The organism is Cetobacterium sp. (assembly GCF_048470075.1).
Lineage (GTDB): Bacteria > Fusobacteriota > Fusobacteriia > Fusobacteriales > Fusobacteriaceae > Cetobacterium_A.
Map to the genome: position 1 here is coordinate 1 of NZ_DBGBQB010000071.1, position 12,958 is coordinate 12,958.

The 12,958-nt window shown below is 31.1% G+C and carries 14 protein-coding genes; all 14 read left to right on the plus strand.

The window, feature by feature from the left end:
* Positions 1 to 153: 153 nt before the first annotated feature.
* The 14 genes from ACMOUI_RS02425 to ACMOUI_RS02490 all read left to right on the plus strand — a co-directional run bounded on the left by ACMOUI_RS02425 (position 154) and on the right by ACMOUI_RS02490 (position 12,783).
* Positions 154 to 846 carry a LytTR family transcriptional regulator DNA-binding domain-containing protein gene (locus ACMOUI_RS02425; RefSeq protein WP_418964152.1) on the plus strand — a complete coding sequence of 231 codons (693 nt, stop codon included), beginning with the start codon at positions 154 to 156 and terminating at the stop codon, positions 844 to 846.
* Positions 847 to 874: 28 nt separating this feature from the next.
* On the plus strand, positions 875 to 1,654 hold the full coding sequence (locus tag ACMOUI_RS02430; protein WP_418964153.1) for a transporter substrate-binding domain-containing protein: 780 nt from the start codon (positions 875 to 877) through the stop codon (positions 1,652 to 1,654).
* An 8-nt stretch (positions 1,655 to 1,662) separates the two neighbouring features.
* Entirely contained in the window at positions 1,663 to 2,454 is a 792-nt protein-coding gene (locus ACMOUI_RS02435) for an amino acid ABC transporter permease (protein ID WP_418964154.1), read from the plus strand.
* Positions 2,444 to 3,190, plus strand: a complete 747-nt coding sequence (locus tag ACMOUI_RS02440; RefSeq protein ID WP_418964155.1) for an amino acid ABC transporter ATP-binding protein — start codon at positions 2,444 to 2,446, stop codon at positions 3,188 to 3,190. Before ACMOUI_RS02435 ends, ACMOUI_RS02440 begins: the two co-directional genes overlap by 11 nt.
* Before the next feature lie 198 nt (positions 3,191 to 3,388).
* The gene (locus ACMOUI_RS02445) at positions 3,389 to 4,126 is read left to right on the plus strand and encodes a potassium channel family protein (RefSeq protein WP_418964156.1); all 738 of its coding nucleotides are present in this window, start codon (positions 3,389 to 3,391) and stop codon (positions 4,124 to 4,126) included.
* Positions 4,127 to 4,148: 22 nt separating this feature from the next.
* On the plus strand, positions 4,149 to 6,458 hold the full coding sequence (locus ACMOUI_RS02450) for a patatin-like phospholipase family protein (RefSeq protein ID WP_418964157.1): 2,310 nt from the start codon (positions 4,149 to 4,151) through the stop codon (positions 6,456 to 6,458).
* Between the two features lie 79 nt (positions 6,459 to 6,537).
* On the plus strand, positions 6,538 to 7,164 hold the full coding sequence (locus tag ACMOUI_RS02455; protein ID WP_418964158.1) for a hypothetical protein: 627 nt from the start codon (positions 6,538 to 6,540) through the stop codon (positions 7,162 to 7,164).
* Between the two features lie 156 nt (positions 7,165 to 7,320).
* Positions 7,321 to 7,992 carry a GntR family transcriptional regulator gene (locus tag ACMOUI_RS02460; RefSeq protein ID WP_418964159.1) on the plus strand — a complete coding sequence of 224 codons (672 nt, stop codon included), beginning with the start codon at positions 7,321 to 7,323 and terminating at the stop codon, positions 7,990 to 7,992.
* A 22-nt stretch (positions 7,993 to 8,014) separates the two neighbouring features.
* Complete coding sequence (locus tag ACMOUI_RS02465; RefSeq protein ID WP_418964160.1) at positions 8,015 to 9,013, plus strand: TRAP transporter substrate-binding protein; 999 nt, start codon at positions 8,015 to 8,017, stop codon at positions 9,011 to 9,013.
* Positions 9,014 to 9,034: 21 nt separating this feature from the next.
* Complete coding sequence (locus ACMOUI_RS02470) at positions 9,035 to 9,502, plus strand: TRAP transporter small permease (protein WP_418964161.1); 468 nt, start codon at positions 9,035 to 9,037, stop codon at positions 9,500 to 9,502.
* A 25-nt stretch (positions 9,503 to 9,527) separates the two neighbouring features.
* Positions 9,528 to 10,835, plus strand: coding sequence for a TRAP transporter large permease (locus ACMOUI_RS02475; RefSeq protein ID WP_418964162.1), 1,308 nt, complete (start codon positions 9,528 to 9,530; stop codon positions 10,833 to 10,835).
* Positions 10,836 to 10,861: 26 nt separating this feature from the next.
* Positions 10,862 to 11,698 (plus strand): 5-dehydro-4-deoxy-D-glucuronate isomerase, encoded by an 837-nt coding sequence (kduI, locus tag ACMOUI_RS02480; RefSeq protein WP_418964163.1) that lies wholly within the window; start codon positions 10,862 to 10,864, stop codon positions 11,696 to 11,698.
* A gap of 38 nt (positions 11,699 to 11,736) precedes the next feature.
* A complete protein-coding gene (kduD, locus tag ACMOUI_RS02485; RefSeq protein ID WP_418964164.1) occupies positions 11,737 to 12,498 on the plus strand; it encodes a 2-dehydro-3-deoxy-D-gluconate 5-dehydrogenase KduD in 762 nt (253 codons plus the stop codon).
* A 162-nt stretch (positions 12,499 to 12,660) separates the two neighbouring features.
* Positions 12,661 to 12,783 carry a hypothetical protein gene (locus ACMOUI_RS02490; protein WP_418964165.1) on the plus strand — a complete coding sequence of 41 codons (123 nt, stop codon included), beginning with the start codon at positions 12,661 to 12,663 and terminating at the stop codon, positions 12,781 to 12,783.
* The last annotated feature ends 175 nt before the right edge of the window (positions 12,784 to 12,958 follow it).

Consider the following 12,958-nt stretch of genomic DNA (forward strand, 5'->3'; position numbering starts at 1 on the left):
GTATAATAAAAACGCTTTTGTAGGTCTAATTTTAATAACCAATAGGGGAATGAAACTTGCTTATGAGGAAAAAAGATACTTGGAAGAGCTTTCAAAACAGATATCATTGATTGCTAGTCGATATAGATTTGAAAAACTGCAGGAGGAACTTAATTGAGAAAGATAGGTGTAAATATAGATTTAAGTTTACAGGAGATACTAAATGAACTTATTGAAGCTAAGTTTTATTCAGCTGAAAGTTTAATAAGGTATGATATAGAAAATATCAATGCAGTTATTCTAGATTTAAAGTATGAAACTGATGATAGAAAAATACACTTTTTTAGTAGAAAAAACATCCCGGTTGTGTTATTATGTTCTAGAGACGATGACTTTAGAAAGATAAAGGGATATTTCAAAAATAGATATATCTATGATTGTATATATAGAGATGACTACTTTGAAATAGAGAAATCTTTAGACGAGTTATTTAACAGAAAACCAATCTCTGAAGATGTGGAGGAGATTGTAATAAATGACAGTTTTTATAGAGCTATTGTAAAGATTGATGAGATTATCTATCTAGATTACTGCAGGATTGCAAGAAAGACAGAGATTACATCCAAAGATGGAAAAATCTACTCTGTAAAGAGGGGATTTTCAGAGGTAGAGGAGAGACTAAAAACATTGAAGTGTTTTATAAAGGTGGATAGAGGAACTCTTATAAATAAAAATTTAATAAAAGAGATAGACTATAAAAATGAAAAAATAACCTTTATGGGGAATGGTTGGTTATCTGTAAGTAGAAGTAAATTAAAAATTTTAGAGGAAAACTTAGATTTATTCGAAAATAGAATAGAGCTATAAAAAACTTTAAAATATGATGGAGGAGATTATGAAGAAAATAATACTTTTTATGACATTAATTTTCGGAAGTTTAATTTTTGCAAATGAAAAACCACTGATAGTTGGAATGGAGTTGGCATACCCTCCTTTTGAAATGTCAGATGAAAATGGAAAACCAACAGGTATAAGTGTGGATATGGCCTATGCACTTGGAGAGTATTTAGGAAGGGATGTAATCATAGAGGATATGTCTTATGGTGGTCTTATTCCAGCCTTAAAAACTAAAAAAATAGATATAGTAATCTCATCTATGTCTGTGACAGATGAGAGAAAAAAATCTGTGAATTTTTCAACACCATATGCTAAGAGCTATTTAGCGATGTTAGTTAATAGTAAATCTGGAATTACAGATGCTAAGGATTTAAATCAAAAAGGTAAAAAAGTGGCAGTAAAAAAGGGAACAAGTGGGCATACCGTAGCTGAAAAGTATTTCCCAAATGCGGAGATAATGGTTTTTGATAAGGAAAGTGCTTGTGTATTAGAGGTTTCTCAAGGAAAAGTAGACGCTTTTATCTATGACCCATTGACAATATATAGAAATTGGACAAGAAATTCAGAGTCTACAACACCACTATTAGCTCAATTTGAAACTGAATCACAACCTTGGGCAATAGCTTATAGAAAAGGTGAGGAGGATTTAGGAGCTCAAATAGATGAATTTATAGTTGAGTATAAAGCCAATGGAGGATTTAATAACTTAGCTGATAAATATTTAGGTGAGGAAAGAGCTTTCTTTAAGGAGAAAAATGTGCCTTTCTTCTTTGATTAGGAGATGATATGAGTATACTAAAAACTCTATTTTTTAGACCCAAAACTGAAAGTGAAACTACAGCCGTAAAGTGGATAAATATAGTTTTAGTAACTGTAATTGTTTTAGGAGTTTTTCATTTTGCTTTTAGTAGATTGGATTACCCATATAATTGGGAAGGAATAATTGAAAAATACAAATATAAGTTTATGATTGGTTTTACTATGACTTTAGTAATATCTATATTCTCTTTAATAGCTAGTTTTTTAATAGGTGGACTCCTAGTTTTAGGACAGAGGGGAAGTTTTTTACCAACCTATTACTTTGCTAAAGGGTTTACAGAGATTATTCGTGGTACACCATTAATAGTTCAAATCTATCTTTTTTATTATGTGATAGGAACAGCTTTTGGAATAGAGAACAGGTATCTAATGGGAGTTTTGATTATGGGAGTGTTCTCAGGAGCTTATGTCTCTGAGATAATTCGTGCTGGAATAGAGAGTATAAATAAAACTCAAATAGAAACAGCGAGATCCCTTGCTTTTACAAAATTCCAAACATATAGATATATTATATTACCGCAGGTTATAAAAAGAGTTATGCCGCCGCTTGCAGGTCAGTTTGCAAGTTTAATAAAGGACTCATCACTGTTATCAATAATAGCGGTAAATGAGTTTACCAAAAATGTACAGGAAGTGGATTCACTGACTTTCTCTCCAATAGAGAACTACTGTATTTTGGCTGTGGGATATCTAATTCTAACATATCCAATATCACACCTTTCTAAATATTTAGAGAGGAGGTATAACTATGGAAATTAAGATAGAGAACCTGTGTAAAAAATTTGGAGAGCAAGTAGTTCTAAATAATCTTAATCTGGATTTAAAAGAGATAAATTCAATTGTTATAATAGGACCATCAGGTGGAGGAAAATCCACTTTGTTAAGGATTTTAGCTGGATTGGAAATAGCTGATGGGGGAGAGATAGAGGTAAATGGGGAGTTAATCCCAAAAGATGAGGAAGCTCTCCATGAGTATAGAAAGAGGATAGGAGTAGTTTTCCAGGCTTTTAATCTATTTCCACATCTAACGGCCTTAGAGAATATAACTTTACCTTTGGAAAAAGTTCATAGAGTATCGACAAAGGAGTCTGTGGAAAGAGCTGAAATACTACTTAAAAGATTTGGATTATATGAGCATAGAAATAAATATCCACATCAGTTATCTGGAGGACAACAGCAAAGAGTAGCTATAGTTAGAGCGATGGCGTTAAAACCGGAGTTTTTACTTTTAGATGAACCTACGTCAGCTTTGGATCCAGCTTTAACAAAGGAGATTTTAGAAGCTATAAAGGAGCTAAGAAAAGATAAAAAAGATATGGTTTTAGTGACTCATGAGATGGAGTTTGCTAAAGGAGTTGCTGACTGTGTAATCTTTGTAAGCGGAGGTAAAATTGTTGAAATGGGACCTCCAGGAATAGTTTTTGATAATCCTAAAACAGTTGAACTCTGTGAATTCCTAGGTGGAGAAAACTGTAAAAAAAGACTTAAAAGATAAGTGTTTAGCATAGCTAGGCACTTTTTTTTACTTTGATGACATGAAAAAAATTACATATAAGTATGTATTAGATTTCAATAGAAAAAGAGCATAAAGCATTGACATTAAAATGTAGAGATGATATAAAATAGTTTTGGAAAATTAAAAGGGAAAATTATATTTCTAAAGTATATTTTTAGAAAAGAGTTAGGAGGAAAGATGAGGTTATATAAAAAAGAGCAGATATATAATTTCCTTAAAAATGCAGTAATCTCTGGAATAATTGCGGTATTGTTATCAATTGTTGCACATTTAATATTTGAGAGGGATAGATTAAACTACTTAGAGATAGGGTTGAGTACCGTAAAAATATATTTTAGTATCTTACCAATGGTACTTTTAAAGCAGAAAAACTTTCTTTTTAAAGATGGTCCATTAAAAGCAACGGCTTTAATTTTTTATTACCTAATATTAGTGCCAATTGTAAACTTTTCATTAAATTTCAAAGAGGAAACAAGCGATTTAAAATACTTTTTTTATCTATTATCTTTCATAAATACAATACTTCTAATAGCTTGTCATGCAATTATATTAAAGTATGTTTTTACAGATTTTTTTAAGCGTAAAAGAAAAATAGTTCCAACTGATGTATTTGTAGTTATAACTACATATATAACCATTGCTATAAGTTTTGGACTTTTATATACTATACTCAGTCTTTTTAGTTCAGAACAGGTATTTAATGGGATAACTAGAGATTTACCTCAAGTTGAGTACTATTTTAAACACATGTATTTTAGTTTTATAACTATAACAACTGTTGGTTACGGGGATGTTTACCCATTGACAATGTTAGCACAATTTTTAGTTGTTGTAGAAATAATAACTGGAATTGTCTTAACCAATGTAATATTAGGTCTAGTAATTGGATCGGGAATACTTTCATCGAAAGATTAAAAAATGGGAGGGTTTAAACTAAATGAGAAAGCTAAGAAAAATACTATTATTTTTTACGCTTTGTTTATCTATTTTTGCTGCAGAGGATTCAATGAATCGAGTTAATACAACTGCTGAAAAGATAAAAGAGATAGATAAACAGATACAGGAGTTGGAGTTAAAGAGAAAAAATTTAGAAAGTTTAAAACAAACTTTTATAAAAAGTCAAAATGTAACAAGACCTAAGATTGGATTAGTTTTAAGTGGAGGAGGAGCTAAAGGAGCAGCTCATATAGGAGTTTTAAAAACTTTAGAAAAGTATAAGATACCAATTGATTATATAGTGGGAACAAGTGCTGGAAGTATAATAGCTGCAATGTATTCAGTTGGATATACTCCAGATGAGATTGAAAAAGTGGTTACAGATCTACAGTTTTATGATCTATTTAAAAATTCATCCAATAGGGATTTAGAGGGGATTGTTCAAAAGACTCAATCCAATAAGTATCCTCTGAATATATCATTGACAAAGGATTTTAATCTATCTTTACCAATGGGAGTTTTAAATGGAGAGTATATCTATTTAGAGCTAAAGAAAATCTTTGCAAGAGCAGAAAATGTAAATGAATTTAAAGATTTCCCAATACCTTTTAGAGCTATGACAACAAATCTTCAAACAGGGGAATCAGTGGAGTTAAATAGTGGAGATTTGGCTTTGGCCACTCTAAAAAGTATGGCTATTCCAACTTTTTTAGATCCTATAAGAGATGGAGACAACTACTATGTGGATGGTGGAGTTGCAGATAACTTCCCTATTTTACAAGCTGTGAATATGGGAGCAGATATAGTTATAGGTGTGGATATAGCCGCAGAACCAATCGTTATTACAGATAATTCCAATATAATTCAGATATTGGATAAGCTATCAACATACAATGGAGATAAAAGCACAGAGATTCAAACTCACTATCCAGATATTTTAATCACTCCAGATGTGAAAAAGCATAGTACCTTGGATTTTGATAATTTACCAAAGTTGGTCAATGAGGGTGAGATCGCCTCTGAAAAACTTGATTATGCCCTTTCTAAACTGACAGATAAAGAGAGATATAATGAGATAAATCTAAAGAAAGAAAAGATGAGAAACAGAAAGTTTGATATAAAGAATATAGAGATAAGTGGAAATGATCTTTTAACAAAAAAAGAGGTTGAAAAATTGAGACCAAAAAAGGAAGATCTATCTATAAAAGAGTTAAATCTTTGGGCGGAGAAGATATTTGCTAAAAACTATGTGGATAGAGTCTTCTATACGGTAGATGGAGATACAATAAACTTTACTGTGAGAGAAAAAATGGAAACAAAGTTAAAAGCTGGACTATTTTATGTATCAAACTATGGAGCTGGGTTAGAGGCTGTGGCAGAAGTGCCAGTATTCAACAGATTTAACCTATCTCAAAAGAACTATACCTTAAAAGCTGAGTTTTCTAAATATCCAAAAATCTCATTGACAGATATGACTCAATACAATGTATGGGATCATAAACTACTTGTATCAGCAGAGGTGGGGTATGGCTTAAATCCAATATTCCTATATAAAGGTGGAGACAATGTTTCAACTTATGAGAACAATACATTTGAAACAAATCTATCAATAGGAACAACGATTTTCAATGATATAATTGCAGGGTATACATTGAGTTATAAAAATATGGAAACAAACTACTCCTCAGGGGAGAAGATAGAGAATTTTTCTTACTTTAAAAAAGATGGTTCATACTTTACAAACACATTTAGTTTCTACTATGACACTATGAATCAGGCTGAATATGCAACAAAAGGTGGTCAAGGACTATTACAATTATTCTCAGAGACAAATGCAAAAGAGGGTAACTCCTTTGAGGGATACTCAGCAATGGGTACAAAGTATTTCCCATTGAGCAGTAAATGGTCTTTAAATGCGGGACTTAGTGGAGGACAGATGTACAATGCTGAAAATACACCACTGTCTGAGCTATTTAATCTAGGAGGACTAAGAAGTAATCCTATGAGAAGAAACTACTCCTTTGTTGGACTTCCAATCTCATCAGTATATACTGATAACTTCTTTATAGGTAGCTTGGGACTTCAATACACTGTTGCAACTAACCTATATTTAAGTTTCAACTATAATGTGGGAACATATAACTACTATTCTGGATTTGGAAGTGAAAAAGGTATCTGGGATATGAAGAAGCAGGGATATGGAGTAGGAGTTGGATGGGATACTTTCTTAGGTCCTATGGACTTCTCTATATCAAATAACGTATTGAATGATGAGGTATTATTCCAAGTTCATATAGGATATGTATTTTAATTGTAAAAGAAATAAAGGAAGAGTAAAAAGATTATAGTAAAGTTATTTTAAAGAAGATAAGTTTAAGGAGGATTTTATTATGTTAAAAAAGTTAGCCTATCTATCTCCACTAGCTTTACTAATGCTTCAAGGGTGTACATCTTTAATAGATGGACATATGGTAGCTGTGGATTCCTATGCACCAAAACCAGTTTCAGCAGGTACATACTATCTATCAGCTAAAGGACCAGAAGCTGGATTACAAAAACAAAGTTTTGAAACTTCATTACAGAATATGTTAGCTTCAAAGGGTTATACAAGAACCTTTGTAAATAAGGGAGCAAACTATAATATAGTGTATGATTACACTGTTGCAGGACCATTTACAACAGAGGAGAGCTTCCCAGCTCCAATAAATGAGTGGTGGGGAGTAGAACAAACATATGGTGGAGTACATAATGGTATGTTTGAAGAGGCTTGGTATAGTGATAATACACAATATGTTAATTACTTTGTAAAAGCGTTAAGTCTATCAGCTTATGCAAATAACACTCCAATATGGAAAGTAAAAGGTCATGTACAGTCTGAAACACCAGATTTAAACCAGGATTATCAATATTTAATCTCGGGAATATCAAACTATATTGATCAAAGTTCAGGAAAAGTGGTATATATAAATGTTGTAAAAAACTCAAAAACAGGGGAGTACACAGCAACTAAATGGTAAAATTAAAAACCTTCAAGTTTAACTTGGAGGTTTTTTTTATTGAAAATTTATAAAAATAAAAATTTGACAAAATCAATTTTAAATTGTATACTCAAATTAAAATCGTATACAATTTATAAAATAGTATACGATAAAAGGAGCGAGAAGGAGTAGAAAATGTCAGTGAAAAATACTACAGAAACTATATTTGAAGAGTTAAAAGAAAAAATAATGAACTTAGAATATAAGCCTGGTCAAATAATAACAGAACAAGAGATAAGTAAAACATATGGTGTTTCAAGAACACCAAGTAGAGATATATTAGGAAAGTTAAATTCTATGGGATTAGTTGAAAGCGCCCCATTTAAATCAAGTTATGTAAGTTTATTAGATATGGACATTATAAAACAAAGCATCTATATGAGAGTTGTTTTAGAGAAACAAATTATAAAAGATGCAATAGAGATGATGAATGACAAATTTATAGCAGAGATGGAATATAATCTAAAATTACAGGAATTACTTTTAAAAAGAGAATTTGAAACAGAGGAGTTTTATGAATTAGATTGTCAACTTCATAAACTATGGTATGAACTTACAAAAAATATGTTTATTTGGGAGCAATTAGAAAAGGCTCAAATTCATTATAAAAGATTTAAAATGTTAGATATACTTGAAGTTAAAAATTTTAAAGCTATATATGAAGATCATAAAGTATTAGTAAATGCTATAAAAGATAAAAATATAGTAGAAGTTGAAAAGATAATAACTGATCATCTTTATAGTGGAATAAAAAGATTACAGAGCTTAATACAAGGGGAGTTTGAAAATTATTTTAATAAAAAATAAAAAGTAGAAGGGGTGTATAGTTATGAAAAAGATGGTGAATTTAGGTTTAGGAGTTGTATTTGCAGGCATTTTAATGGGATGTTCTGGGGATAAGAATCAAGAAACAACAAAATCAAATACATTAAAAGTAGCATTTAATCAATCAGAAGCTCATCCACAGTATAAGGCTTTAAAAGAGTTTGGGGATAAGTTAGAGAAGGAAACTAATGGACAATACAAATTAGAAATATCACCAAATGCTCTTTTAGGGGACCAAAGAGCAGCAACAGAACTTGTTCAAAACGGGGTTATTCAAATGGCTGTTGTAGGGAATCCTGTTGTAGAAAACTTTAATAAAGATTTTGCTGTAATTGGATTACCATATATTTATGATAGTATTGATCATCAAAAAAATGTATTTTTATCTGGAAAGTTAGATGAGTTATTTAAATCAGTAAGTAAAAATGGGTTTGAAGTAGTTGGTGCTTATACAGCAGGAGCAAGATCAGTTTATACAAATAAACCAATTGAAAAACCAGAGGATTTAAAAGGATATAAAGTTAGAGTGATGCAATCAGATACAATGAAAAAAATGGTTGATTTAATGGGAGGAGTAGGAACTCCAATGGCACAAGGTGAGGTTTATACAGCTATACAGCAGGGTGTATTAGAAGGCGGAGAAAATAATGAGGTAACTTACGCAGATTTAAAACACTATGAAGTAGCAAAATATTTCTCTTATACAAATCATTTGATGGTACCTGATTTAATAATTGTAAATGAAAAAGTTTATAATGGTATGACAAAAGAGAATAAAGATATATTTAATAAACTAGTTAGAGAATCAGTAGATTTAGAGTTTAAAGCTTGGGCAGAGAATGTAGATGCGGCTAAAAAATTGGCAGAAGAAAATGGAGCACAATTTATTAATTTATCAATAAAACCATTTCAAGATAATGTAAAACCACTACAAGAAAGTGTAAGAAATTCATCAGAGGTAACTAAGAAAATTTATGATGATATTAGATCTTTAGCTCAATAAAATAATTTAGGAGAAAAAGAAATGGAAACTTTAAGAAACGGTTTAGATAAAATAATTGAAATTTTTTGTATAGTTCTTATGGCTTTTATGACTATTTTAGTAACTTGGCAAGTAATAACAAGATATGTTTTTAATAATCCTAGTGCAGTGACAGAACAACTGTGTCAATACCTATTTATTTGGTTAGTTTTATTTGGAGCTGCTTATATATTTGGAAAGCGTGAACATATGCAAATAACTTTTATAAAGGATAAACTTCCTAGTAAGTTAGGGAAAATATGTGATCTTTTACAAGAGGTTATTATATTTATATTTACTTTAGGAGTATTGGTAATTGGAGGATATTTATCTGTAGTAAAACAGATGGTACAATTTGATGCAGCTCTTCAAATACCTATAGGAATAGTGTATGCAGCTATTCCTTTAAGTGGAGTATTTATTTTATTTTATTCGATTTATAATATAAAAAAAATAGTTTTAGAAAAATAAAATACTGTAAAAAGGGTGAATAAAAATGAATTTAGCATTGCAAACAGGATTAATAATGTTTATGTCACTTCCTATTTTATTGGTAATAGGAGTTCCAATAAGTGTAAGTATTGGTTTTGCATCAACATTATCTATGTTGTCTATATTGCCTTTTGAAGGTTCTATGGTAACATCAGCTCAAAGATTATTTATAGGAACTAATTCTTTTTCATTAGTTGCCATTCCATTTTTCATTTTAGCTGGAAATATAATGAATAACGGTGGAATAGCTATACGGTTAATAAATTGTGCAAAATTAATAGGTGGACGATTACCAGGTTCGCTAGCTCAATCAAATGTGGTTGCAAACATGCTTTTTGGAGCTATTAGTGGATCAGGAGTTGCAGCTGCAGCTGCAGTAGGAGGAACAATAGGTCCAATAGAAAAAAAAGAAGGATATAGTCCTGAGTTTAGTGCGGCAGTAAATATAGCCTCAGCCCCAACAGGAATGTTAATTCCACCCAGTAATACTTTAATTGTTTATTCAACAGTAGCTGGAAGTGTATCTATATCAGCACTTTTTATAGCAGGTTATATTCCAGGTATTTTATGGGGAATTGGAGTTATGGTTTTATCAGCAATAATGGCCAAAAAAAATGGATATATTTCAAAAGAAAAAACAACTTTAAATCAAAGAATAAAAGTTGTACTCGATGCAATTCCTAGTTTATTGTTAGTTATAATTGTAATTGGAGGAATTTTAAAAGGAATTTTTACAGCAACAGAGGGATCAGCAATTGCTGTAGTTTATTCGTTAGGATTATCTCTAATATATAAGGAGATGAGCATTAAAGAGTTACCTAAAATTCTATTTTCTTCAGCTCAAATGACATCAATAGTTATATTTATGATTGGAGTTTCATCAATAATGTCATGGGTAATGGCTTTTACAAATATTCCTCAAATTATAGCTAAATCAATTTTAGGAATAACAGATAGTTATGCTGTTATTTTAATAATAATGAATATTTTAATGCTTATAATTGGAACCTTTATGGATCCGACACCAGCGGTACTTATCTTTACACCAATATTTTTACCAATAGCTCAAAGTTTTGGAATGAGTACTATTCATTTTGGAATAATGATAGTGTTTAACTTATGCATAGGAACAATAACACCACCAGTGGGTCCAATACTATTTACAGGGTGTAAAGTTGGTAATGTAACAATAGAACAAGTATTTAAAACACTGTTGCCATATTATGTGGTAACAATGTTAATACTATTATTAGTGATATTTATTCCACAACTATCAATGTGGTTACCAGATTTATTTGGGCTTATAAAATAAATAAAAATTTAGATAGGGAGTGTAAAATGAGATTAGATATAAGATATGCAAATCATCCAGAGGATTCAAAGCACTACACAACAGAGGAGTTAAGAAAACACTATTTAATGGAAACAGTTTTCGTAGCTGATGAAGTAAACTTAATGTATTCTCATGTAGATAGAGTTATAGCTGGAGGAATCATGCCAGTTGAAACTGAGGTAAAATTAGAGGGGTGTAAAGAGTTAGGATCTGAGTTTTTCTTAGAGAGAAGAGAGCTTGGAATTATAAATGTTGGTGGAGAAGGAAAAGTAATCATCGATGGAACAGAGTACAATATGGAAGCTAAAGATGGTCTATATGTTGGAATGGGAAATAAAGAGTTAACATTTATATCAAACTCTGCAGATAAACCAGCTAAATTTTATATAAACTCATCACCAGCACATGTTGGGTATCCAACTGTAAAAATTGATAGAACAACAGCTAATAAAGTTCAATTGGGAGATTTAGAAAATTCAAATAAAAGAACTATATTTCAATATGTTCACCCTGCAGTTTGTAAATCGTGTCAACTTGTAATGGGAATGACAGAGTTAGATCCAAATAACATGTGGAACACTATGCCAACACATACACATGAGAGAAGAATGGAGGTTTACTTCTATTTTGATATGGATGATAACTCAAGAGTATTCCATTTAATGGGGCAACCTCAAGAGACTCGTCACATTGTAATGGCGAATGAGCAAGCGGTAATATCACCATCTTGGTCAATTCACTCAGGTGTAGGAACTAAAAATTATACATTTATCTGGGGAATGGCAGGAGAGAATCAAACATTTACTGATATGGATCATGTTCCAATGGAACAGTTAAGATAGTATAAGTTAGGGCTTGAATAAGGAGGTAGAATTAAAAAATGTTAAATATGTTTAATTTAGAGGGAAAAGTTGCAATGATAACTGGAGGAAACGTAGGAATAGGAAACGCACTTGCAATGGGACTTGCAAAAGCAGGAGCAGATCTATTTATATTCACATATAATGATGACAATATGGAAAATGTTATAAAAGAGGTTGAAGCATTAGGAAGAAAGGTAGCTTATGCAACTGGAGATCTATCAAAAGAGGAAGTAGCTATGGAAGCAGTTAGCAAATGTATAGAGGCTTTTGGAAGAATAGATATTCTAGTAAACAATGCTGGAACAATAAAAAGATCACCAATTTTAGATGGAAGTAACACTGATTGGCAACAAGTTATTGACTTAAATCTATCTTCAATATACTATTTAAGTAAGACTGCAGCAATAGAGATGAAAAAGCAAGGTGGAGGAAAGATAATAAACATAGCTTCAATGTTATCATTCCAAGGTGGAAAGTTTGTTCCATCATACACAGCAAGTAAACACGGAGTAGCAGGACTTACAAAAGCTTTTGCAAATGAGTTAGCAATAGATAATATCCAGGTAAATGCAATAGCACCAGGATATATAGAAACAGCAAATACAGCACCAATTAGAGCTGATGAAAAGAGAAATGCAGAGATATTAGGAAGAATACCAGCAGGAAGATGGGGACAAACATCAGACCTTGTAGGGGGAGCAATATTCTTATCATCAAAGGCAGCAGATTATGTAAATGGACATATTCTAGCTATAGATGGTGGATGGTTAGTTAGATAGCTTTAGTAGAGAGAGGTTTAACCTCTCTTTTTTAGTATAGACATATAAAATTCATACAAATTACTCACTACCCTTGCATCAATATCTATTGAGTAAGTTCATCTTAGGTTTTTAAGAAATAGTGGAAATAATAAAGTTGGCTATAAATTTTGGAATAGAGGAATGTTTCACATAATAGAGAGCTTAATGTATTTAGATGGAATGGTATTAAAATGTAAATATAATGTAAACCTAATAGGTGATATAAGAGAGTTTACAGCTCTTTTAGAAAGTGATAAACTGTAATAAATACAGATTATTTTGATGGGGGATATATGAAATATGAATTTATAAGTAATACTAACTTAGAAAATAATGGAAATTTATATAGATATATAGAAAATGGATTTGAAAAAGCTAAAAGTTTCTGCTTCTCTGTGGCATTTATTAACTTCGCAGGTGTACAAATAATTTTAGATAT